At 62.7% G+C, this 22007-nt stretch carries 26 protein-coding genes and 6 pseudogenes; 13 read left to right on the forward strand and 19 right to left on the reverse strand.

The genetic code is table 11. From position 1 onward, the window contains the following. Positions 1-75 precede the first annotated feature (75 nt). Positions 76-988 (reverse strand): annotated as a pseudogene (gene ku / locus SO139_RS35500) (non-homologous end joining protein Ku). 378 nt (positions 989-1366) lie between these two features. Here ku and SO139_RS35505 point away from each other — a divergent pair. Continuing rightward, positions 1367-1615 (forward strand): hypothetical protein, encoded by a 249-nt coding sequence (locus tag SO139_RS35505; protein WP_474804784.1) that lies wholly within the window; start codon positions 1367-1369, stop codon positions 1613-1615. Positions 1616-1629: 14 nt separating this feature from the next. Here the strand turns inward: SO139_RS35505 and SO139_RS35510 are convergent, their stop codons facing one another. Beyond that, positions 1630-1797 (reverse strand): hypothetical protein, encoded by a 168-nt coding sequence (locus tag SO139_RS35510; protein WP_474804763.1) that lies wholly within the window; start codon positions 1795-1797, stop codon positions 1630-1632. Positions 1798-1956: 159 nt separating this feature from the next. Here SO139_RS35510 and SO139_RS35515 point away from each other — a divergent pair, with 159 nt between their 5' ends. The 4 genes and pseudogenes from SO139_RS35515 to SO139_RS35530 all read left to right on the forward strand — a co-directional run bounded on the left by SO139_RS35515 (position 1957) and on the right by SO139_RS35530 (position 4336). After that, complete coding sequence (locus SO139_RS35515; RefSeq protein WP_498541467.1) at positions 1957-2139, forward strand: hypothetical protein; 183 nt, start codon at positions 1957-1959, stop codon at positions 2137-2139. A gap of 85 nt (positions 2140-2224) precedes the next feature. Continuing rightward, complete coding sequence (locus tag SO139_RS35520) at positions 2225-2431, forward strand: hypothetical protein (protein WP_474804769.1); 207 nt, start codon at positions 2225-2227, stop codon at positions 2429-2431. A 152-nt stretch (positions 2432-2583) separates the two neighbouring features. Beyond that, positions 2584-3716: pseudogene (locus tag SO139_RS35525) on the forward strand (YihY/virulence factor BrkB family protein). Positions 3717-3970: 254 nt separating this feature from the next. Next, positions 3971-4336 carry a response regulator gene (locus tag SO139_RS35530; RefSeq protein ID WP_474804772.1) on the forward strand — a complete coding sequence of 122 codons (366 nt, stop codon included), beginning with the start codon at positions 3971-3973 and terminating at the stop codon, positions 4334-4336. An 88-nt stretch (positions 4337-4424) separates the two neighbouring features. On the opposite strand, the gene SO139_RS35535 is transcribed toward SO139_RS35530, so the two are convergent. The 3 genes from SO139_RS35535 to SO139_RS35545 all read right to left on the reverse strand — a co-directional run bounded on the left by SO139_RS35535 (position 4425) and on the right by SO139_RS35545 (position 6310). Further along, positions 4425-4652, reverse strand: a complete 228-nt coding sequence (locus SO139_RS35535) for a hypothetical protein (RefSeq protein WP_474804775.1) — start codon at positions 4650-4652, stop codon at positions 4425-4427. Positions 4653-4849: 197 nt separating this feature from the next. Then, positions 4850-5167: a hypothetical protein gene (locus SO139_RS35540; protein WP_474804777.1), complete on the reverse strand. Its 318-nt coding sequence runs from the start codon at positions 5165-5167 to the stop codon at positions 4850-4852. Positions 5168-5191: 24 nt separating this feature from the next. Beyond that, complete coding sequence (locus SO139_RS35545; RefSeq protein WP_498541468.1) at positions 5192-6310, reverse strand: DUF1236 domain-containing protein; 1119 nt, start codon at positions 6308-6310, stop codon at positions 5192-5194. Between the two features lie 219 nt (positions 6311-6529). Here SO139_RS35545 and SO139_RS35550 point away from each other — a divergent pair, with 219 nt between their 5' ends. Continuing rightward, positions 6530-6757, forward strand: a complete 228-nt coding sequence (locus SO139_RS35550) for a hypothetical protein (protein ID WP_038383553.1) — start codon at positions 6530-6532, stop codon at positions 6755-6757. A gap of 295 nt (positions 6758-7052) precedes the next feature. Here SO139_RS35550 and SO139_RS35555 read toward each other — a convergent pair whose 3' ends face one another. The 4 genes from SO139_RS35555 to SO139_RS35570 all read right to left on the reverse strand — a co-directional run bounded on the left by SO139_RS35555 (position 7053) and on the right by SO139_RS35570 (position 9155). Continuing rightward, positions 7053-8093, reverse strand: a complete 1041-nt coding sequence (locus SO139_RS35555) for a glycosyltransferase family 4 protein (RefSeq protein ID WP_498541469.1) — start codon at positions 8091-8093, stop codon at positions 7053-7055. 131 nt (positions 8094-8224) lie between these two features. Then, the gene (locus tag SO139_RS35560; protein WP_474803106.1) at positions 8225-8434 is read right to left on the reverse strand and encodes a hypothetical protein; all 210 of its coding nucleotides are present in this window, start codon (positions 8432-8434) and stop codon (positions 8225-8227) included. A gap of 111 nt (positions 8435-8545) precedes the next feature. Further along, positions 8546-8938 (reverse strand): hypothetical protein, encoded by a 393-nt coding sequence (locus SO139_RS35565; protein WP_474803109.1) that lies wholly within the window; start codon positions 8936-8938, stop codon positions 8546-8548. A 16-nt stretch (positions 8939-8954) separates the two neighbouring features. After that, positions 8955-9155: a hypothetical protein gene (locus tag SO139_RS35570; protein WP_474803112.1), complete on the reverse strand. Its 201-nt coding sequence runs from the start codon at positions 9153-9155 to the stop codon at positions 8955-8957. 307 nt (positions 9156-9462) lie between these two features. Here SO139_RS35570 and SO139_RS35575 point away from each other — a divergent pair, with 307 nt between their 5' ends. After that, the gene (locus tag SO139_RS35575; protein WP_498541470.1) at positions 9463-9867 is read left to right on the forward strand and encodes a hypothetical protein; all 405 of its coding nucleotides are present in this window, start codon (positions 9463-9465) and stop codon (positions 9865-9867) included. 77 nt (positions 9868-9944) lie between these two features. Here SO139_RS35575 and SO139_RS35580 read toward each other — a convergent pair whose 3' ends face one another. From SO139_RS35580 to SO139_RS35590, 3 genes are all read right to left on the reverse strand, one after another. Beyond that, a complete protein-coding gene (locus SO139_RS35580; RefSeq protein WP_474803118.1) occupies positions 9945-10355 on the reverse strand; it encodes a hypothetical protein in 411 nt (136 codons plus the stop codon). Positions 10356-10450: 95 nt separating this feature from the next. Next, positions 10451-10792, reverse strand: a complete 342-nt coding sequence (locus SO139_RS35585) for a DUF1236 domain-containing protein (protein WP_474803120.1) — start codon at positions 10790-10792, stop codon at positions 10451-10453. 180 nt (positions 10793-10972) lie between these two features. Continuing rightward, positions 10973-11335: a PRC-barrel domain-containing protein gene (locus tag SO139_RS35590; RefSeq protein ID WP_498541471.1), complete on the reverse strand. Its 363-nt coding sequence runs from the start codon at positions 11333-11335 to the stop codon at positions 10973-10975. A gap of 315 nt (positions 11336-11650) precedes the next feature. Here SO139_RS35590 and SO139_RS35595 point away from each other — a divergent pair, with 315 nt between their 5' ends. Beyond that, entirely contained in the window at positions 11651-12346 is a 696-nt protein-coding gene (locus SO139_RS35595; protein ID WP_474803126.1) for a DNA topoisomerase IB, read from the forward strand. Between the two features lie 167 nt (positions 12347-12513). On the opposite strand, the pseudogene SO139_RS35600 reads toward SO139_RS35595, so the two are convergent. Beyond that, positions 12514-13370: pseudogene (locus SO139_RS35600) on the reverse strand (SDR family oxidoreductase). 473 nt (positions 13371-13843) lie between these two features. Between SO139_RS35600 and SO139_RS35605 the strand changes: the two are divergent. Further along, positions 13844-14048: pseudogene (locus SO139_RS35605) on the forward strand (CsbD family protein). A gap of 294 nt (positions 14049-14342) precedes the next feature. Here SO139_RS35605 and SO139_RS35610 read toward each other — a convergent pair. Both SO139_RS35610 and SO139_RS35615 read right to left on the reverse strand, forming a co-directional pair. Then, a complete protein-coding gene (locus tag SO139_RS35610) occupies positions 14343-14879 on the reverse strand; it encodes an inorganic diphosphatase (RefSeq protein ID WP_235543756.1) in 537 nt (178 codons plus the stop codon). A gap of 164 nt (positions 14880-15043) precedes the next feature. Beyond that, complete coding sequence (locus tag SO139_RS35615) at positions 15044-15541, reverse strand: YciE/YciF ferroxidase family protein (protein ID WP_474803130.1); 498 nt, start codon at positions 15539-15541, stop codon at positions 15044-15046. A 310-nt stretch (positions 15542-15851) separates the two neighbouring features. On the opposite strand from SO139_RS35615, the gene SO139_RS35620 reads away from it, so the two are divergent. Then, positions 15852-16187 carry a hypothetical protein gene (locus tag SO139_RS35620; RefSeq protein WP_474803133.1) on the forward strand — a complete coding sequence of 112 codons (336 nt, stop codon included), beginning with the start codon at positions 15852-15854 and terminating at the stop codon, positions 16185-16187. 262 nt (positions 16188-16449) lie between these two features. Here SO139_RS35620 and SO139_RS35625 read toward each other — a convergent pair whose 3' ends face one another. From SO139_RS35625 to ligD (SO139_RS35635), 3 genes are read right to left on the reverse strand one after another with little or no spacing between them, the layout of a single operon-like run. Next, entirely contained in the window at positions 16450-16647 is a 198-nt protein-coding gene (locus SO139_RS35625) for a DUF3606 domain-containing protein (RefSeq protein ID WP_498541472.1), read from the reverse strand. Positions 16648-16674: 27 nt separating this feature from the next. Then, the gene (locus SO139_RS35630) at positions 16675-16878 is read right to left on the reverse strand and encodes an ATP dependent DNA ligase (protein ID WP_474803139.1); all 204 of its coding nucleotides are present in this window, start codon (positions 16876-16878) and stop codon (positions 16675-16677) included. Then, positions 16815-17558, reverse strand: coding sequence for a non-homologous end-joining DNA ligase (ligD, locus tag SO139_RS35635; protein WP_498541473.1), 744 nt, complete (start codon positions 17556-17558; stop codon positions 16815-16817). The genes SO139_RS35630 and ligD (SO139_RS35635) overlap by 64 nt, the downstream gene beginning before the upstream one ends. A 550-nt stretch (positions 17559-18108) precedes the next feature. Between ligD (SO139_RS35635) and SO139_RS35640 the strand changes: the two are divergent. The 3 genes and pseudogenes from SO139_RS35640 (at position 18109) to ligD (SO139_RS35650) (ending at position 21066) form a co-directional block, all read left to right on the forward strand. Continuing rightward, positions 18109-19540: pseudogene (locus tag SO139_RS35640) on the forward strand (helix-hairpin-helix domain-containing protein). A 188-nt stretch (positions 19541-19728) separates the two neighbouring features. Continuing rightward, positions 19729-20103, forward strand: a pseudogene (locus SO139_RS35645) (MOSC domain-containing protein); the annotation flags it as partial. A 15-nt stretch (positions 20104-20118) separates the two neighbouring features. Next, a complete protein-coding gene (gene ligD / locus SO139_RS35650) occupies positions 20119-21066 on the forward strand; it encodes a non-homologous end-joining DNA ligase (protein ID WP_474803151.1) in 948 nt (315 codons plus the stop codon). 28 nt (positions 21067-21094) lie between these two features. Here the strand turns inward: ligD (SO139_RS35650) and rnhB are convergent, their stop codons facing one another. Beyond that, positions 21095-21919: a ribonuclease HII gene (gene rnhB / locus SO139_RS35655; RefSeq protein ID WP_498541474.1), complete on the reverse strand. Its 825-nt coding sequence runs from the start codon at positions 21917-21919 to the stop codon at positions 21095-21097. Positions 21920-22007 lie beyond the last annotated feature (88 nt).

Consider the following 22007-nt stretch of genomic DNA (forward strand, 5'->3'; position numbering starts at 1 on the left):
GCTTTTGGGGGGCCGGGGGCATGGATTCGACGCTTCGCGAACCCTTTCGTTCCAATCCCCTTGTGGTCTCGAAGATTATGCCGACTTCCGATGCGGCCTGGTCGCCGGCTTCTTTGTCGCAGCTTCCTTCGCCGGCTTCTTGCCGGCGATCGGCATCAGCATCTCCTTCTGTTGGGCGGCCGCCTTGCGCGGCTTCTTCGCGGGCTTGGCCGCCTTCTCGGGCGCAGCTTCCCTGCCGACGCTTGCCGCAGCGCCTCCATCAGGTTGACGACGTTGCCTGCGGCGGGCCGCTCCTTCAGTGTGATGGGCTTGCCGGCGCGCTTCTGATTGATGAGCTCGATCAGCGCGGTTTCGTAGTGGTCCTCGAACTTCTCCGGGTCGAAGCGGCCGGCCTTCTGATTCACGATGTGCTTGGCGAGGTCGAGCATGTCCTTGGTGACCTGCACGTCCTGGATGTCATCGAAGTATTCCTGCTCGCTGCGCACCTCATACGGATAGCGCAGCAGGGTGCCGACCAGGCCCTTGTCCATCGGCTCCAAGCCGATGATGTGCTCGCGGCTGGTCAGCACGACGCGCCCGATCCATCTCGCGGATCGTCTCGCGGATCACTGCGAAGGCGTCGTGCCCGACCTTGCCGTCCGGCCTGATGTAGTAGGGGCGGATCAGGTAGCGCGAATCGATGTCGGACTTGTCGACGAACTCGTCGATCTCGATAGTGCGGCGTCGACTCCAGCGCGATCTCCTCGAGCTCTTTCGAGACCTCGATGAACTGGTCCTTCTCGAGCTGGTAGCCCTTGACGATGTCTTCGTTGGCTACCTCGTCCCCGGTGTCGGCGTCGACCTTCAGGTACTTGATGCGGTGGCCGGTCTGCCGATTGAGCTGGTTGAAGGAGACCTTCTCGCTCTCGGACGTGGCTGGATAGAGCGCCACCGGGCAGGTGACGAGCGACAGACGCAGGAAGCCTTTCCAGTTGGCACGGGGGGCCATGTACGCAGAACTCGACGGCTCGGACTCAAGACGAACGAGGACTGCTGGTTCCGACACGCCGGCCGCCCATCCGAAAGTTCATCCAGAGGCGGTCGCTGCGTCATGGAATGCGGGAGAGGGTCGCTTGACTCTTTCAGAACGAAACGGGAACATAATCGCATGAACGCCACCTCCGAGCAGGCTGGGCTGGCCCCCGACGATCTCGACGCCGCCGCCGACCAGGCGATCGCGGCCTGCGGCGGCGACGCGCGGGAAGCGGTGAAGGCGCTCATCGTGGCCAACGACTTTCTCGAGGCCTCGACGGGCTCCGGAGGAAGGTCTCGACCGGCTACGCCCGCGGGCGGCTTCCAGGAGGGCGCGAACAGAGGGGTGACCCAGATGACTGACGTGACCTATTACGTCGCTCTACCGTTCGTTTTCTCCGACGACGGCGTGGCTGCCGGCGAGGCGGTCGAGTGCCTGAGCGCCAACGCCGCGGTGATGAGGGCCGAGGCGCTATCTCGCAAGCCAAGGCACGCCGGCGCCATCGCATTCTCGCGGACGGGCGACCCGGCGAGCGGCGACTTCAGCGACGCCAGGCTGATCCGGAAGTTCGGCGACGTGCCGGACGATCTCAGCGCGCTGTGAGGGCGGAGCTGAAATCATTCCTCGGTCGAGGCGGCGGCGTCCCCCGGAACGAGCAGGCTGAGCGCGGTCTCGATCTGCGCCAGCAGCCGTTCAATTTCCTCGCGTTCGTTCGGGCCCGGATCGCTCTCGAGCTGCTCCAGCAGCCGCTCCCTCCGCGCAAGCAGCTTTGCGACCGTCGACATCGCGTCACTCCCAACTGTCTCGGCACCTACAGGCGAGTTGGTGCGCCCGCGACGAACTTGCCAGTCCTGCTGCTGTCCGAATCGGACTACCAGCATCCAAATTTGTACACCGTTGATCTAGCTCAACGGCCGGTCCTGGTCCCGCCCAACCGTTGGCCCATGACTGAGCCGGACAAACCAAAGCCGGTCGAGGAAGCCAAACCCTCCCGGGTCGAGGAAGCTCGGCGCATCCTCGAGGAGTACGCGGACAGCCTTCGCGAGATCATCAGGAAGCTGCGCCAGAAGCTGCACTACGGCCGCCTCACATGGTGGCCTCTACGTCCTGATTTGAGCCCCGTCTAAGTTCGTCCGGCTGGATCTGCGCCCGAACCAACGATTGCTCTTTCCGTTGTGCTGCATCGTGACGTCATGTGCGCCAGAGGAATCCATGAGAAGCGACTCGCGCCAGCATCTCGATCCCAGCAACGAAAGGGACCCGGCCTACCTCGAGTCGCTGATCCGCGAGGATTACGCGCGATGCCATCCCAGCGAGACCTTGGACGATCTCAAGCGACGCGCGTCCTTCTCGAGAGAGGACAGAGGCCTGCTGCGGGACTGGATGGCGGTAGCGGCGGCGCGCGCTGCGAAGGCCTAGCCGGCCAGTCGACGCCCCATCCGGAGCTTCCGCTGATCCGCCGTCCGCTGTCGAACGCCCGACGAAGGCTCAGTTATTCCGCTAGAGACCTTTCAAGGAACGTTCCCGCGCATCGCCGGTTGCCCGGCCGAGGCATTGCGGGACGTCGTGGCATGAGCAGCCGCTCTGGCGATCGTAGGGAACGTGGTGGTCTCGGCTCGACGGTCGTCGGCGCGCTGATTCTGCTCGCCGTCGCGTTCGTGGCCCAGCAGGTCGCTTCGGAGGAGGAAGGACACGGCGAGCTGGACAACCCGAAGAACCGGCGCGATGCCTCTCCTGCTGCGGTGGCGCTGGAACAGGAGGATCGCGGTCGGTTCGCCAAGACCCCTTCCGAAATCCCGGCGCGCGGATGGAAGGACATCCTGCTGCGGGTCTACGCGAACATTTCCGGGCACCGCATCCTCGCGCTCGCCGCCGGCATGACCTACTACAGCCTGCTCGCTATCTTTCCCGCCCTAGCGGCTCTCGTCGCGATCTACGGTCTCTTCTCCGATCCCGGGAGCATCGCCAAACACCTCGACCAGGTCTCCGGATTCGTTCCGGGCGGAGCCATCGACGTCGCCAGGGATCAGCTTACGCGCGTCGCTTCGAAGGGGCATCAGACGCTCGGTCTGACCTTCGCCGTCGGGCTTGCGGTCTCGCTCTGGAGCGCGAACGCCGCGATGAAGTCGCTGTTCGATACGCTCAACATCGTCTACGGCGAGAGAGAGAAGCGCGGCATCGTGAAGCTGAACGTGGTTTCCCTGTCCTTCACCGTCGCCGGCATCGCGTTCGTGCTGATCGCTCTGGGCGGCGTGGTCGTCGTGCCGGTGGTCCTGAACTTCATCGGCCTGTCAGACGCCGCCGACCTGTTGATCCGCATCGCCCGCTGGCCCGCGATGTTCATCGCCGTCGGACTGGCGCTCGCGCTGATCTATCGCTTCGGACCGAGCCGCGAAGCGCCGCGCTGGCGCTGGATCACGTGGGGCAGCGCGGCCGCGACCGTCCTTTGGCTCGGCGCCTCCGCGCTGTTCTCCTGGTATGCGCCAGCTTCGGCAAGTTCAACGAGACCTACGGCTCGCTGGGCGCGGTGATCGGCTTCATGACCTGGCTCTGGATCTCCGCGATCGTGATCCTGCTCGGAGCGGAGCTTGACGCCGAGATGGAGCACCAGACGGCACGCGACACGACGACCGGCAGCGAGAAGCCCATGGGCGCGCGGTGGGCCAGGATGGCCGACACGGTCGGGGTCGCTCGCGGCGGATGATCCGCAGCGAGAAGGAGCGTCAAAAGGCAATCCAAGCACCGGCATCCGCGGACTGCGGCGGGAGGGCGACCTGCCGGCGCGCCTCGGCGGCGACGGTGCTCGGCCTGGACCGCACGGCGGAAGAAAGCGTCTGCGTTCGGGCGGCGTCTAAGAACGGCTTCCGGAAATACTCCTTGGGCATGGATCCATCAGGAACGGCGGCGCAATTGAGCCGTTCGACATGCGTTACAACCGCTATCCCAAGTGAGCCGCCAGTGAGCGTACTTCTCGTCGAGGACGACCCCCTTATCCGTGAATTCGTTGTCGAAGCGCTGCGCGATGCGGGCTACCACGTCATCCACGCGAGCAACGGGGAAGAGGCGCTGGACTGGTGCAAGCGCCACGTCGCGGACGTGCTGGTCACCGACGTCCGGCTGCCCGGGAACATCGACGGCTGGCAGATCGCGGAGCGCTGCCGCGAAAGCGATCCGGAACTGCCGGTCATCTATGCGACGGGCTTTTCGCCCGCTACACCACGCCCCGTCCCGGGCAGCCGGATCGTGCAGAAGCCCTTCCATCCGGAGGAGATCGTTCGCATGATCAAGGAGCTCGGCGAGGAAAAGGGAGCGCCGCCGGGTTAGCTGTTCTACTTGTGGCCGAGCCTTAGCGCCATCGCCGTAGCCTAGACCGACGTCGGATCCATCGCTTGGGTGCATCCGCCGCGCGGAATCAACCTTTCGGCAGGCCTAATTCCTCGACGGCCCGACCGCAGATCGCGGCGGGGTCCTTGAGGCCGGTCTGACCGATTTCGATGATCTTCTTGGCAATCAGTTCGGTGAGGGGATCGTTGCGATCCTGTACGCCAATCGCACGGAGGGCCTGTTCGTAAGCTGTCGAAAGCCGCGCGATCTCTTCCGGCCCAAGAGGCGAGTTTTGAAGTATTCGGTAGATGGCCAATTAGTATCCCCCCCGACACAGCGTAGCACCAGTCCACTGAGGGAGCATTGCGAATTAGGAGCCAATTTTACAGAGTTGCTATGGAGCGTCACTTCGAGGGCTTGAAGGACTGAGGGCCGTTGAAGATGCAATCAGCAGGCCGATGCCATCTGAGCGGAAATGGGCCGCCCCGGAGGACGGCCCATTGGTCGTACGGTTTACCAACGGCCGGTGCCGAAGCTGAAGCCGATGCTCGGGCCTCCGCCGTAATAGCCGTAACCGCGATCGTAGTAGCCGGGCCCACCATAATAGCCGTAGCTCCGGCGGACCACGTAGCCGTCGTCTCCGCCATAGTAGCGTTGGACGTAGCGGGGACCACGGGTCCGGTAGCATCGGCCATACTCGTCGCAAACGAGACGGACCCGCTCGATGCCCGCAGCCTCCGCTGACGCGACGGCCGCAGGCGCAAGGGGAGCAGCAGTCGCAGAGGCCGCCATCACGGTCGCCGCAATCGCTCCTAGCACGATGGTCTTCATGGATGTTCTCCTTCCGCTGCGAGATCAGTCGATCTCTTCGATGACGCGACGTTCGTGGGGTTCGACGATATAGGTACGGCTGTCCCGGTTGATGTACCGGTACTCGCGAAGCGTCGGAGCATCCCGATAGACCTCTTCGGGGAATGCCTCGATCTCCACGCCCTCCGGCACCCGCTCGCCGGTCCGGATCTCCGTGCGGACCGTGCTGCCGGTCGTGCGGCGCTCGCGCTCGACGGGGCGGGCCTTGGCATGCTTGCGGATCACCTCGCGATCACGATCGCTGAACGTCATCTTGCGCTGTTCGGTGCTCGCGGGCGCCGACGCGGTCGAGCGGCCGGAGTACGGCAGAACGGCGACGATCTTGTAGCTTGAAGGTTCCACGATCACGATCTCGTCCTTCACCAGCACGAAGTTGTAGCCGCGATACTGCGGCACGATCTCCACGACATCGGCCGGCAGCGGCTGCAGGCGGACGTCGCGCGGCACGACCGTGCCCACCGACAAGGAGAAGTTCACGTTGGTGAGCGGCTGCACGTTCAGGTGCGAAATGGACGTGCTGATGCGAGTCCGCTGCTGATCGTTGATGTTCACCGACGCATTCACGTTGGTGTTCGACGAACGATCGGCCGTGTTCTGCTGATTGTTCGGCTGCTGGGCCGTGTTGGTCGAACCGCTCCCTGTCGGCGACTGGGCCTGGTTGGTGCTTGAAGCAGGCGGGTTGGCGCTTTGCGTCTGGGTATTCATGTTCGAAGGAGAAGTTGTCTGCGCCTGGCCTGAAGGCGTGGTGGTCTGGTTGGATGGTTGAGTGGTCTGCGCCTGGTTGGTCGAATTGTTCGAGGATGGCGCCTGCGTGGTGTTGGTGCCCGTACCGGAATTGGACGGCTGGCCTGCGGCGGTCTGACCGGTCGACGGCGGAGTTTGCGTCTGGGCCGAGTTCGTCGACGGATTGGCGTTTTGCGCGGATCCCGACGACGAGCTGGACGGTGTCGAAGTCGAAGAACGCGCCGTCGTCGTCTGATTGGAATCCTGCTGTCGCTGCGTAGCAGGCGGATTGGTGTTGGACGTGCTCGGAGAAGACTGCGCGAAAGCTGAAGTCGCGATCGCGACTGCTGCAGTCGTGGCCAAGAATAAACGCTTGTTCATCTGAACCTCCTAAATGCGGACGTCGATCAAACCCCCGATGCACCGCGCAGTTCCTTTCCGGGAAATGGTCGGCAACGCAGACGGCAACATTTCTTACGGCAGGCGTAGAATTACTGTGTCGCGAAATGGGACGTGCCGGCCTGAGGCGGGAACAACCGGAACTTCGGTCCCGTCTGCTCGTTGGCCGTGACTACTTTCGAATTGTATGAGGAGGACAACATGAAGAAGCTGATCGTGTGCGGCGCTCTCGCCGCTTTCGCCCTCGGCACCCAGGCTGCCAGCGCCGCTGAGTTCTACATCGTCCGCGACGCGACCACCAAGAAGTGCACCGTCGTCGACACCAAGCCGACGACGACCACCACGACGGTCGTCGGCGACGGCGTCTACAAGACCAAGACGGAAGCCGAGTCCGCCGTGAAGACCACCAAGGTCTGCACCGAACAGTAACGGCCATCGCAGGGCCAAACCGGCCTCGCGAAGACGTTCTGACAGCAATTGGAGGAGAAAATGCCTGTACTGATTTTATGGGCCGTTCCCGCCGTCCTCGTTGTTGGCGGCGTCGGCTATTGGATAGTTCACATGCACTGAGCGATTAGACGCTCGCACGAACGGCTCGTCCGGCATTCGGACGGGCCGTTTTGTTTTCGGCCTTCACGGACGTCCAAACATACAGAATCCGCAAATGTTCCGGGGAGCGAACGGAGACTCCGTTCTCGAATCCTTCGCACCCGCTAACTTTGTCTCACGCCTGGAGCGTTCTGTGAGCGACCAGCTCGCGGTATCGGCGTTCGTACTCCTTCGCCATCCGGCTCGCGGCGAAGCGCTCCTCGAACCGGGCACGGACCACTCTTCTGTCCAGCCGCCTCAGTTCGTTCACCGCCCTGATAGCCTGCTCCTCGTTATCCACGATAAAGCCGGTAACGCCGTCTTCCACCACTTCGGGCACCGAACCCGCTCGGTAAGCAATCACAGGTGTCCCGCACGCCATCGCTTCGATCATGACGAGCCCGAACGGTTCGGGCCACCCGATCGGAAACAGCAACGCGTCGGCCCCGGCGAGGAATGACTGTTTCCTGATTTCGTCCACCTCGCCGACAAGTTGGATCTCCCCGCCATCGATGTTCGGTTCGAGTTTCTTCTTGAAGTAGGCCGTCTCCGCGCGAGGTATCTTGGCCGCTATCCGTAGCGGCATCCGCGAGGCGCGGGCGATGCGTATGGCGGCTTCCGGTCCCTTGTCCGCCGTCAGCCGCCCGAGAAAGGCCAGGTACGAACCACGCTGGTAGGACGGCTTAAACAGACCATTGGGCAGCCCGTGCTGGATCGTCGCGATCCAGTCCGCGTCCGGGAGCGGTCCACGCTGGTTGTCGGAAATCGAGACGAAGGCCGCGTTCGGAAAAGCCCCGATCACGTCGGACAGACCGGGAAGGTCGAGCCGGCCGTGCATCGTCGTCAGAAACGGCACGTCGGTCCGGCTCAGCACCGGAAGGGGCAGCCAGTCGACGTGGGAATGGATCACATCGAAGTCGCCCGACCGCTTGGCGATGGCCTCGATCAGCAGCGCGCATGCGGCGTTCGGATCCGCAGCCCTCCGGCCCAGGCGCAGCGCGCGCGGCCAGACAGGGTGGAGCTTTCCCTTCGTCTTCGAATCCCCGCTCGCGAACAGAGTGACGTCGTGTCCGAGCTCGACAAGTTCGTCGACAAGCCAGGCGATCACGCGCTCCGTGCCGCCATAAAGCTTCGGCGGAACGCTCTCGGCCAACGGAGCAAGCTGGGCGATCCGCATCGGCTAGGCCCCGATCACGAACCGCAGGGCGATCACGATAACCGCGGAAATGAGGTATGAAATCGCGAGCAGCGTCCAACTTGGCCTTGTGCTCTCGCGAACCACGCTTGCGACGAGCATCTTCATGCCCGTCAACATTCGTCTTCGGGAAGCCGGTGCAGGTAGGCTATCCCGAAGCTGGCGAGTTCTTCGGCATCGCTCTCTCGCTCTTCCCGTCTCCTGTGCAGATAGCGCTCGAGCAGGCAGCGACGGCTGTCCTGAACGTCCACGTCAGGATGCGCCGCCAGGTACACGGTCCAGGCCGTCTCGGCCGCCTTTCTCACCGTGACTTCATCGACCATCCTCATGCTCCAAGCGACCGCATCCAGTCGCTGCCAACTCGGCGCGATGGCGAAAGTTTCCAGTTTTCCCCGAGGCTTCGACCTTTGGCGGAGAAGCGCTCGGCAGATCTATCAGGAAGCTTTCGCCCGCACGCGGTCGCGGGCGACTCGGCGGCGTTGCCGGCGTTCGGCTCGACCAAGCCGTGCCGAGTCGTGTAGACGAGGCGCCGGCAGTTCGGCTGCGGGTAGTTCTCTTGCCGGCTCCGGCTCGCCAGGCCGGGCTTCCATGAACTCCAACAGTCCGCGGCCCTTCTCGGTAATGCGCCAACCCCCGTTCAGGCGCTCGACCAGTCCTTGCGAGAAGATGTCCAAATCCGGCACGCGCGCGGCTAGGCGCTTGGTCCGTTCGGCCCAGTCTCGTCCACTCGTCGCAAGAATCGCCATGTCACGCTTGAGGTCCGACATGACGGCGAATCCGTCGGGATAGCTCACCAGGATCTTGAGCACGGTGACCTGGAAGTTCACGCCCCGCTCCCTACCCCTACCGCCACATCGTCGGCGCGTCGTGAAGAGCTTCGCGGCCGACCTCCTTCAGCCTCTCGGGCGAGGTGTCGCCATTCGTCGCTGCTTCCAAAATCCTTGAAGCCACGTGGGCGCGTGCGCCGGTCCCATAGCGCGAAACGTCTTCGCAGACCTCGTCGAGGACGGCGCGCAAAAGCGCGGTCGTTGCCGGATCGAACATGGGAAACCCCAAAGGAAGAATGATCGTAGCGCAATCGTACGGGCGTCGAATTCAACAGTGTTAAGCACCCCAATATCCCGCCAAGTCTACACTTGAAGTCGGGTTCGGCAAGCTCGGAAAAGTCGCCGCACCGCACGCGGATTGAGTCCGTCTTCGATCGAAATGTTTGTGCTCCAGCTCGGACTTTCGAGTGACCGCCGCCCCGCGCCGAGCACCCCATCGCCTCTTGGCACCGGGGCAACTAGCAACCATTGCCTGTTTTTCCCGTTGTCCGGCCGTGCAAGAAAACGTGGAAAGGGGTGACCCGATGAAGAAGATTGCAATGATTACGGCGACGATCGGCGCTCTTGGTCTCGGCTCGATCGCAGCGCCGTCGCCAGCCGAAGCTCATTGGCGAGGCGGCTGGGGACCCGGCATCGCCGGCGGCCTGATCGCGGGCGCGGTGATCGGCGGGCTTGCCTCCTCGGCACATGCCTGGGGGCCGGGCTACGGCTACTACGACTACGGTCCGGGCTATTACGGCGCCGGGTATTATGGCGGACCCTACGCCTACGATGCTCCCTACCGATGGGGCGGCGGCTACGCCACGACCTACTACACGGCACCGCTGTCCTATGGTTATCGGTACCGTCGCGTTGTCCGGCCCGCCTACGCCTATTACGGCGGCGCCTATCCGGTCGTGCGGCACCGCTGGCACCATCACCACTGGTGAGACGTGCTTCCCTCGAGGCCCCGTGAGGCCGCGCTCCGAACGGGCGCGGCCTTCTCGTTGCGGGAAGCAGGATATGGTCACCACCATCCGGCCGTGAAGAAGTCGTGCCGGTCGAGCGCCAGCCTGGCTTGGGCTGGCTTTCTCGCGGATTTCGCCCACCGCTTCGCCTGCAGACGAGATCCCGCGCGCTTGCGCTCAGGCAGCTCTTTCTTGGCGTCGGCAGGTGCTGCAGGCATCGAGGCCATCGCCTCTCGCGCCGATTGCTGCCCTTCCTCGGGCATCGGATGAGCCTGTGCCATCTTCGGAACATCGGCGCGCGGCCGCGTGTCGAAGACGATCTTCTCCGGAAGGCTCCTCGCCGACCGGATCCTGATAGTCGTCCTGTCCGGATCAGTCGTGTCGGTACGCTCGATCGGCGCCGGCAGATAGCGGAAGAGCAGCGCCAGCAGCAACCCGCCCACGAACACGATGTATCTGACGATCGGCATGACCACACTCGCAGCTCAAGGATTTGCTTCTCGGCGGGTGCCTAACGTCGGCTTGCGGTGGGTCGCCCCACCCCCCTCGACCCGCCGCGGTGGATTTAGTCCACCTCTTGGACCACGGTGCGCGTCGATGGATCGACCAGCATCACGCGTTCGCCGGAGTAGACGTAGCGGTATTTGGTGAGCGACGGACCCCAGTCGGCGGGCACCGCCTCGAGCTCGACGTCGCGCGGCGCGGGCTGACCCACGACGATTCTCTCGCGAGTGTCGACCGGGCGGATCTTGTGCTCGGTGACGTAGGTGCGGATCTTCGTGCGGTATTCCGGCTCGATCTGCACGGCGGCATGGCCGGTGCCTGTGGTGGTGACCACCGTCGACTGAGCCATCGCGCCCGTCGAGATGAACGAGGCGGCCGCGGACATCAGCAGCAGCTTCTTCATAAGTCTCTCCTGTCCGCTGAATGCGGCGCTGCGTGAACCGCCGAGTGATGGCAATCGTTCCGGGAGCGCAGCAGGAGAGCTTCCTCTTGTCCCATTCGTTCGATGCGTTCCGACTGCTTGAGACGAGCCGGAGCGAAAGCACTTCCGTGGGGTGCGAAGCGACCGGAATGCCTCGGCTCGTCAGGCGACGGGCACGCCATAATATGCATTCACGGAGCGCGTGGTCGCGGGGTCACTCCAATTCCAAGTGCTCTCGTCGGCGTATTTGGGGGCGCCGCGGAGCTGGTCCTGGGTGATGCCGGTGACGTAGCCGCCGAGGTTGGTATCGTATTTCAGGGCCTGCCAAGGTAGCGGATAGTGATCGTCGCCGATGCCGAGCAGACCGCCGAAGCTGAGCACTGCGTACGACACCTTGCCGCTGACCTTGTCGATCATCACGCGCTCGATGTAGCCGACCTTTTCTCCGTCGGATCCGTACACGTTCGTGCCCTCGACCTTATCGCTTCCAATGAGACTGAAAGTCTCCCGATCTTCCATGGCCATATCGACCTCCTGGAGTTTGCTGTTTCGCGGTCAACGGCTGCAACATCGCATCCGTTCCTAAAGCAGCCACCGGGTGTGCCCGGGGCGGTCCATGCGGCTTTCGAGCTTCCGACGAGCGGGCGCCGGCGCTCGCGCTACTGCTCGAGACCGCCCACAAGCCGATGTTGCGGGTCTGGGCGGAGCAGACCGCATTTGAGCTCAAAGACTCCTTGAAGCGCCGGGGGTTACCGCTGGAGGCCGTGGTTTCGAAGGTCCGGGACAGCGCCTACGCCAGCGGACGCGGCACCAACTGGGTGAGACCGGGTCGCCGCCGACATGAAGCTTGACGGACTCCCTCGCGAGAAGGTGTTGGCCACGATCGTCAGCCTGCTGGAGAAGACGCTCATCCGGGTCGGCAACGCCGAGTACGCCGAGAAGAACAAGTCCTACGGGCTCACCACCATCCGCCGCAAGCACGTTGCGATCGAGCGGGGCGTCCTGCGGTTCGAGTTCACGGGCAAGTCGGGAAAGCAGTGGAAACTGCGGGTTGAGGACAAGCGCATCGCCTCGATCGTCAAGCGCTGCGCCGACATCCCGGGGCACGAGCTCTTCAAATACCTCGACGACGTGGGAGGGCCGCGCACCGTGGATTCGGGCGACGTCAACGCCTACATCAAGAACATCACCGGCGAGGACTTCAGCGCCAAAGATTTCCGGACCTGGGCAGGAACAGTGCTGGCGGCACTGGCGCTCTCGGAATTCAAGAAGTACGACAGCCAGGCGGAGGCCAAGCGGAACGTCGTCGCCGCAATCGAGAGAGTTGCCAAGCAACTGGGCAACACGCCGGCCATCTGCCGCAAGTGCTATGTGCACCCCGAGGTCCTGAACGCCTACATGTCGGGTGACCTCGTCAAGATGGCCGAAGCAAGGATCGCGCAGAAGTTCAAGCGCCAGTACGCCAAGCTTACGCCCGACGAGGTCATGGTGCTGGCGTTTCTCCGCAAGCGTCTCGACTCCCTGAAGGCCGCCTGAGCCCCGCGTACCAATCGGCATAGGGCGCTTGACCGCGTGCGCATTCATCAGTTGCTTGCCCAGCCGCGACTGTTCGTGGGGAGCAGGTCCCGGATTGCTCATCGGAAGTTTTCAGCGGACGACAAAGTAACGCCCGTTCGGCGTCATGGGACGCTTCAGGCCCGCCATCAGATGAAGGGTTTTCCCCCGGTCACAGCGATCGTCGTTCCGGAGGTGTAGCTCGAGAGCGGATCGGCGAGCATCACGTAGGCGGTCGCGAGCTCCGCCGGCTGCCCGGCGCGCTTCATCGGAACCTGCTTGCCGAAGTTCTTCACCGCCGCCTCCGGCATCGTCGAGGGAATGAGCGGCGTCCAGATTGGGCCGGGCGCGACCGCATTCACGCGGACGCCCTTCTCCGCCAGCATCTGCGCCAGGCCGCCGGTAAAGTTCTGGATGGCGCCCTTGGTCGTGGCGTAGGCCAGCAGCGTGGGATTCGGCATGTCCGAGTTTACGGAGGCCGTGTTGATGATGGTGCCACCGGCCCGCATGTGCGGCACGGTGGCTTTCGCAAGGAAGAACATGGCATGGATGTTCACGTCGAACGTCATACGCCACTCCTCGTCGCTGATGTCGGCGAGATCCTTGAAGCTCGCCTGATGCGCAGCATTGTTGACGAGGATGTCGACGCCGCCCAGCTCCCGGACCGCCCGATCGACGACCTTCCTGCAGTGGTCCGCGGACCGCAGGTCGCCCGCGACCAGAACGATCCTGCGCCCCTCCGCTTCGACGAGGGCCGCCACTTCCTTGGCGTCTTCATGCTCTTCGAGGTAGGCGATCAGGATGTCAGCGCCCTCGCGAGCGAAGGCGATGGCGACGGCTCTTCCAATTCCGCTGTCACCGCCCGTGATGATGGCCCGCTTGCCCCGCAGACGGCCCGAGCCCCTGTAGCTGTTCTCGCCGTGATCCGGGCGCGGATCCATCTTCGCGGTCGAACCGGGCATCGGTTGGCTCTGCTGGGGTACGGCGGCTTAGGATAGTCAGGCATTGTCAGGACGGTCTCCACTAGTCGAGAACCGACAACCTGCTGGCAATGCCCAAGGTTCCTGAGCAGTTGCCCGACCGTCCCCACCGATCGCCGCCCGCGAAGCGCTTGCGCACAGTAGAGACAGCGCGCGTTCGGCCTTGTATTTCGCTCCCGCGCTGTTTCCGTCGCAACAATCGAGGGTCGCCCGATCTGCATACGTCGCTCGCGACGTTGACCCAGTGGCGCTTGCGCTTTGCTCACATTGGCGCTCGCCCGATCTTTATAGACGATCCTGATCCAGATCAGTATCGGATGCCAAGGCGCCTCCGGATAGATTTTACCTGCTTCGCGTCCGCAAGGTGGAGCACGTCACGAGCGCGGGCTTTGACGAAGGGCGCCGTTTCGGCCCGCGCACGTGCTCCCTTAGCGGCGCAACCGGTCGAACAAGCTTGGAGATGGCGCGTTGAATGTCCTCTGAAGAGGAGGAGGACGACATGGATTGGAACCGCGTCGAAGGAAACTGGAAGCAGGTAAAGGGCAAAGTGAAAGAGCAGTGGGGCAAGCTCACCGACGATGACTTAGATGCCATCGATGGAAAAACAAGAGCAGTTGGAAGGAAGACTCCAGCAGCGTTACGGCTACCAGAAGGACCAAGCCAGAAAAGAACTCAACGATTGGTTTGGTCGCCAGAAATGGTAGACCCCTGGAAGCCCGCGGCAACCGTGGGCTTCCTTTTTGCGTGGTGCACTAAGTCTACCCGCCGACCTCCGGGCGCGCGTCACTGCCATCAAGGGAGCGACGAACTCCTTCCCGAATTGGCGCGGCCGAAACAAGCTCGATCAGGCAACTTGAGTAAAGCCGAGAGTGAATTGCGCGCCGAGGTCCAGAGCCACAAGCCCGAGGAGGCTGCCGCTCTTGCGCACTTGCGCGGGCGACTTGCAAAAGAAGCTCAGGGCCAGGCATCCAAAGGCAGCGCGCCAACGCCGCCTGAACTTATTTGCCGTCCTTCGCGAAAGATTTCGCGGCATCCTTGATGGCCTGTACCGCGATCTTCGGCCCCTTCCAACCGATGATCTTGAGCTTCTTGTCCTCCAGCTCGTCAGTCGCCATGAAGAACTTCTCGAGTTCGTCCCGGATTGGCTTTGTCAGATCATCAACCTCATGCAAAGCCTGCTCCGAGTGTGAGTTTCGCGGCACAGCAAACAGACGATCGTTGCGCTCGGATTTCTTTTTGCTCTTCTGTTCGATCTGAAGGACGCCAATAATGCGGCAGGTAACGACAAGTCCTGGAAAGGTCGCGGCGTCATGGATCACCATGATGTCGAGTGGGTCACCGTCGTCTGCTTTGGTAGACGGCACGAAGCCCCAGTCATGGGGATAGCTTAGCCCCGTCAGCAATGACTTGCTGAGGCCGAAGCTTTCAAGCTTAGGGTCATAGGCAAATTTGGCACGGCTTCCGCGGGGCGTTTCCACAACGACATGGACATCCCCGTCTTCCGTAAAGGGCGGAAGGTTGAAGAAATTTGGCATGGCGCACGGTCTCTTTTAAGCAAAGTACCAAGAAAGAGATGACTGGTTAAGCAAAGTACCAAGAAAGAGATGACTGGCCAGTTCCAAGCATTTTCACGCGGACAACCCGTGCGCGCCGTCTTGCGGCGCGCACGGGCGAAACCAGCGGTCTCGGGCGTTGGATTTTAGGCCGCTTGTGCGTGCTGGTTGACCTCGCTCTCGGCGAGCTTAGTCAGAGCCTCGTCGGTCTTCTTTTCCTCGGAGAGTGTTGCCTCCAGCAGCTTCACGGACTGTTTGAGGCCAAGCTCTGCTGCCCATGTCTTCAACGTGCCGTAACGGGCGATCTCGTAATGCTCGACGGCCTGCGCTGCGGCAAGGAGGCCGGCGTCTAGCGCGGGCGCTCCCTTGAGCTCCTTCATGACCTCCTGACCTTCCTCGATAATGCCCAGGATGGCGTCACAGGTCTTGCCCCGCGGCGTCTCGTCGATCTCCTCGAAAACTTTCTCGAGCCGGGCCACGTGCTCTTCAGTCTCGGTCTCGTGCTTCTGGAAGGCGGCTTTGAGATCCTCGGACTGGGCCGCTTTCGCCATTTTTGGCAAGGCGGACAGGATCTTCTTTTCTGCGAAGTAGATGTCTTTCAGCGTGTCGTGAAATAGCTCTTGCAGACTGTTCTCGCTTGGCATTCGAATCCCTCCCTCTTGAGTAGTTACTCGGGAAACTGCAAGACAAAATGTTGGTTCCTATCATGGGCGCTCTGCCAAACATGTGGCGATTTGCGGAGCCGGAGGCTGGCCTGCGGTGGCGAGGCGGCGCCTCGGTCGGGCCATGAAATCTACCGGCGCCCCCACTGCCCAAAGGGGAATAGAACCTCGTCAGCGACTTTAAGGTGTCGCTTGAGGTCTCACCTTCGCCAAAGGCATTCATCACTGGAAAAGCAGTTTGATGTTCAATTGACGCTCCCACTCCGCGGGCGACCTAGAGATCTAAGCGCCGATGCGCCATTTGGAACTTGGCCGCGTTGCTTGGGTTGGCTTCGGTGTGGTGTTCGGCGAGGTAAAGGTGGCAAAAGCTTTAATTTCGAAGGCCGACCTCGAACGGATCGCGCTTCAGGAAATCCGCAGCTTCCCAGGCTCCGAACATGTCCTCTCCGTGGAAATCGAATGCGAGACCGGCGCCCCGTGCGACATCGATTGGAGCCTATACGTCATCGCGAATGATGAAGGCGACCTCGACCGCATTCAATACGCTGTGAAAGTCGCAACCGATCGCCTGAAGCGCCGATATGATCTTCGGCCAGCTGATGTCGGCAGCTCTTCGGCTCCTCGATGATCCCCTCGACGGCCGGCAGATCGACGCCGTCGGTCCTATTTGCACTTGCACGGCATGCCAGCGCCGCACTGGCAACCGTTCGCCCTTTCGATCCACGGTCGATCGGGATGGTCCTCCCAGACCTAGCAGAGCCCTTGGCAGATGGGACAGTTGGGATCAGTCAAAGAACAGCCCCGCGACCATGTGTGCGAAAGTTATCATAAGTCCGGACAGGCAAACCGCTATCGCCACGTCGATGTAGAACAGCAGCCACTCGCGGTCCTCATTGCGCATCTCCCTCCTTGCCCAACTGCTTACGGACCGTGGCTGCGGAGTTGCCTACCTTTTCGACCGCCTTCTGAAGCTCTTCGCGGGTTACGCCAAGCGCATGGGTCCAGTACTTGACCTCGTGAGCCTCATGCATGTTGATCTTGCTGCGGTCAGGCTGACCACGCTTGTTGAGATTATCGGTCACGTTCATTCTCCCTGTTTTGGAGGGCAAACGCAGCTATGAACGGCGCGTTCCTTTGCTCAGGCCCTTGAACGAACTGGCCCGCAAAAGGCCTTCGGAGGTAATGTCGCGGTATTCGATGTCGGCGTAGAACTTCGGCTCGACCCAGGTGGCCTTCGGCTTCTTGATGGTCTTCGTCAGTTTCTGCTTCCTACGGTGTCGAGCGCCTTGCGAATCTGCGCGGACGTCGTCCGGCTCCATCCCGTGCCGACCTTGCCCATGTAGACCAGGTCCTTGCCTTCGTGCTTGCCCAGATAGAGAGCGGCGACGCCAGACGGGTCCTTGATGAAGCCGGCCACCGGGAATTTGCCCTTCTGAACGACCTTGATCTTCTGCCAGGCCTGTACCCGCTCCGACCGGTAGGGCGCGTCCACGCGCTTGGAGACGATGCCCTCGTAGTTCAGCCTGCTGGCGGCGGCGAACAGCGCCTGGCCGTCTCCTTCGTGGTGCTCGCTATAGAGGACAGGCTCCTTGAGGTCATGCTCCTCCATCAGCTCCTTCAGCAGCCTCTTCCGCTCGAGCTGCGGCTCCTTGCGCAGATCCCTGCCGTCCAGCCAGAGCAGATCGAAGGCGAAGTAGATCAGCCGATCCTGATTACCTCTGCCGAGGTCCGCCTGCAGCTCGGAGAAGTTCGTGCGCCCCTCATGAATGACGACGACCTCACCGTCGACGATGGCTCGGCCTTTGATATCGAAGGCGCCTGCAATCCTCGAGAACCTGCCGACCCAGTTGTAGCCGTTGCGCGTATAGGCGCGGCGATCGTCCCCGTCGATCCGGAGCTGGATGCGGTAGCCATCGTATTTGATTTCGTGAATCCATTGCGATCCCGACGGCGCCTTCATCTTCAGGGCCGCAAGCTGGGGAACGATGAACCCCGGCATCTGAGGGGCTTCCGGCTTCGCCGGCCGGTGCCTTGGTGCACTTCGCCACGCTACGCAACCCACAAAAAACCCACCGCCGGTCGGACCGACGGCGGGCAGTCTACCTGCCTTACTCAACGAGTCTTCAAACTTCGGTGGCGGTGAGCTGTTCCGAATCGCCGCCCATACCGTCGCGTTTGCCCTTAGAACCGCACAGCCGGCACGCCCGAGGTTCCTATTCGACGCTGACTGAACTATGGGCGAGAGCCCGCGTTTAACCGACATCATGTCAGACGCCTTCGACTACTTCAGGGCTTACGCTGTTCGAGCTCTTTGCAGGGCCCGATCGATGCCGCAGGGCAGGATGAAGCATCTGCAGCTTGTGGCTGGTCGTATCTATAATCTCCTCAAGAAGGAGGCCGCTTACGGTCCGAACACGCAACACCTTGAGGACTTCCGGGCAGCCCAGAAGCTCGAGAGGTCTCTCGATGGCCCGCCTGCCGGCGGCCCGAATATCCGAAGTGACTTTGCGCAGCCGAACCAGCGGAGCGCCGGACGGGGGGCTCGTTGAGTGGCGTCCCCCGACACCCGCACCGTGGCAAGCCTCCTGCGGGAATACGCGCCGCGCACCGCTTTGCGCGGAGGCAATCCCTACCGGGCGAAAGCTTATTCGCGCGCGGCGGACACCCTGGCGGCCCTTGCCGTCCCGCTCGACGTCCTCGTCGCTGAAGATCGGCTGACGGAGATCCCCGGAGTCGGCGATGCTATCGCCGACATCATCACCAAGCTTCACAAGACGGGCAGTCATCCCAGCCTCGAAAAGCTGCGGAAGGAGATTCCCGAGGGCGTGCTCGAGATGCTCGCTGTGCCCGGCCTTCGTCCGGAGAAGGTGTTGCGCCTGTACAAGGATCTCGGCATCGCCTCGCTGGCGGAATTGGAGGCCGCCGCCAAGGACGACCGCATCAAGAAGGCCAAGGGTCTGGGCGCCGCGTTGCAGACCAAGATCCTGCAGAACCTAGCGATCGCCAAAAGCGGAGAAGGTCGCCTTCACCTGCACCGTGCCGCCGCCCTGCTGACACACGCCAAGGACTCAATCCGCAAGTCCCGCCCCGAACTCAGGCGCGTGACGCTCGCTGGCGATTTCCGTCGAGGCTGCGAGCTCGTGGGCAACCTCGCAATCGTTGCGGAGGCCGCCAAGGCGGAAAAGACGTCGATGCAATCGGCCGAAGGGTTGCAAGTCCGGGTGTCCGACCGCAAACATTTCGGCGTCGCCCTTCTCTTCGCCACCGGCTCCGCCGCTCACATCGAGCAGCTCCAAACCTTGGCCGCCGAGAAGGGGATGCGGTTGGACGCTGACGGCTTGCACAAGGACCGCACGCTGGTCGCCGGCGAGGAGGCCGAAATCTACCGAGCTCTAGGCCTGCCCTTCATCGATCCCGAGCTCCGGGAGGGGTGCGGCGAGGTCGAGCTGGCTCTGAAGGGTAAGTTGCCGAAGCTCGTCACCGACAAGGACTTGCGCGGTATCCTGCACTGCCACACCGATGCCTCCGACGGGACAGAGACTCTGGAGACTATGGCGAAGGCGACGTGCCAGCGCGGGTTCGAGTATTTCGGGGTCGCCGACCATTCCAAGTCCGCGCGTTATGCCGGAGGTCTGTCGGTGGAGGAGATTACGCAGCAGCACCGGGAAGCCGCTTCGGCAAGGATTTCCGGATCCTTAAAGGCATCGAGTCCGACATTCTGGCCGACGGCTCGCTCGACTACGACGACGAGGTGCTTGAACGTTTCGACTTCGTCGTCGCCAGCATTCACGGCCGGTTCAAACTGGACCGCAAGGCCCAGACGCAGCGCTTGCTTCGCGCCATTTCCGATCCTCACACGACCATTATCAAATGGCCCGCAAGGGCGGCGTCCCTGCCGACCGGGTCCTAAACGCGATGCCGCTCACGGATATCACGCGCTACCTGCGCCAGAAGCGGCGCTCGCTCGCCCGCGCCGCCTGATGCCGTCAGCGGAGGATCTCTCACTGGTGGGAAAAGTCCTGGCCGTCGCGTCCGATCGCGGTCACCACTTCAGCAAGCCGTCACGGGATCAGATCGTACTAGTGGAAGGCCATGGCGTCGAAGGGGACGCCCACGCCGGCGCGTTCGTCCGGCACCGTTATCTCGCCCGTCGTCAGCCGCACCTTCCCAATCTGCGGCAGGTTCACCTGATCCCATCCGAGCTCTTCGCGACCCTCTCGGATGCCGGCTTCTCAGTTGCAGCGGGAGAGCTCGGCGAGAACATCACCACCGCCGGCTTGGACCTCGAACGGATGCCGCTCGGGACGCTGATCGAGCTCGGGCCGGCCGCGGTCGTTGAGCTGACCGGCCTCCGGACGCCCTGCGCCCTCATCGACCGCTTCCGAGCCGGCCTTAAGCGGCAGGTGCTCTCGTCGGCGGAAAGGGGCCCTCTATTCAAATCCGGCGTGCTGGGCGTGGTACGGACCGGCGGGACGGTCGCGGCTGGTGATGCCGTGCGGGTTCGCCTTCCGCTCTCCTCGCTTAGGGCCTTGCCGGCTCTGTAGAAAAGAGACCCGGCCATGCCCCGAAAGTCGATCCTGCCTCATCGCCTGCAGCCCATGCTGGCCACGCTGACCGATTCACCGTTCGACGATCCCAATTGGGTCTTCGAGGACAAATTCGATGGTTTCCGCATGGTCGCGGAAATCCGGCGTGGTCGGGTCGCACTCTATAGCCGCAACGGGAAAATCATCAGCCATTCCTATGTTGAGGTCGCGAAAGCCCTCGAGGACGTGAAGGCGGATGCCGTGATCGATGGCGAGCTCGTCGCGATCGGGAAGGACGGCGTATCCCATTTCCAGTTGCTTCAAAACGCACTGCGCCACGAAGCCAAGCTTCTCTATTGCGCATTCGACCTCATGTTCGCAGATGGCGAGGATCTGCGTGCGCTGCCGCTCCTCGAGCGCAAGAAACGGCTAAAGACCATCTTGCCGCGCCACAAGCTGATCGCATTCAGCAAGCACCGCAAGGGCAGCGGCACGAAGTTCTTCGCAGAAGCCGAGCGGAGACATCTCGAAGGCATCATGGCCAAGCGCGCCGACAGCCCGTACGCGTCCGGACGCCGGACCGCCGACTGGCTGAAGGTGAAGACCGCGCAGCGTCAGGAGGTTGTGATCGCCGGCTTCACGGCGCCGAAGCGAACCCGACCCTTCTTCGGGGCGCTCGTCCTCGCGGTGAGGGAAGATGGCGCATGGCGGTACATCGGGCACGTCGGCACCGGTTTCAGCCACCAAGTTCTGGAACAGCTTCACGGCAAGCTCATGAGGCTCAAGACTACCAAGTCGCCCTTTCCTGCCAAGGTGAAAGACGAGCGGGTCACGACCTGGGTGCGCCCCTCGTTGGTCGCGGAGGTGAAGTTCGCAGAGTGGACCAGCAAGGGCGAGCTGCGCCAGCCGGTCTATCTCGGGCTGCGGTCCGACAAAAACCCCAAGGACGTCGTTCGCGAAAGGAAGTGGTCGCGAAAATAGCGCCGCCAAGACGAAGCATACGACCTGTTCAGCCGGGCTCGCGCTCGGATGCCGAAGGCCACGGCGGCATGGGCGGCAACCCGAGAGCCTTGCGTACGGGTCCGAACGATCGACGGTGAGCTGCGCATGCCCCGAGCCTGGCGAGCGCCTCATAATGAGCCGGCACCGGGTAGCCCTTGTGATCCGCGAATCCGTAGCCGGGGTGACGCGCGTCGAGCGTCCGCATGACCCTGTCTCGCTCGACTTTCGCGAGGATGGAGGCGGCGGCGATGCTGGCGGACTTGGCATCGCCTTTGATGATGGCCTGCTGAGGGATGTCGATTTCCTTCAAACGCTTCGCATCGATCAGCAAGTGCTGCGGCGTCAGCCCTAGTCCCCGGACAGCACGCTGCATCGCCTGGATGCCTGCCCAATAGATGTTGATCGCGTCGATCTCCTCGACCTCGACGAACGCTACACACCAACTCTCTGCCTTTTCCTTGATCTCCTTCGCTAGTTCTTCGCGAGCCGCCGCGTCAAGCTTTTTCGAGTCGTCGATCCCGACGATCCGCGTGCCGGGTTTCAGGATCACGGCGCCAGCGGAGACCGGCCCGGCGAGAGGGCTCATTCCGGCCTCGTCCACTCCTGCCACGGCATGATGGCCGCTTTCCCAGAGAGAGGTCTCGAAGCGGAGCATCTTGCGGAGGCGCTGCCCTTCGGACCGATTTGCGAAGCGGCGTTTGTCGATTGAAGCCAGTATGGCACGGGCTCCCGCGCGGGTGTCGGCCCGCAAGATCTGCTCGACGCTGGCCTCGAGCGGTCTTTTCTCGACGACATAGCACTGACGCAATAGATCGAGTGAATACTGGGACATCGCTGTCTTGGCGAAGACTGACTGTGCGGAGCGTGTCGTTGAACTTTGTGGCGATTGTCTGAAGCTATTTCGCGACGCACTCAAGCAA

Source organism: Bradyrhizobium sp. UFLA05-89 (genome assembly GCF_059803475.1).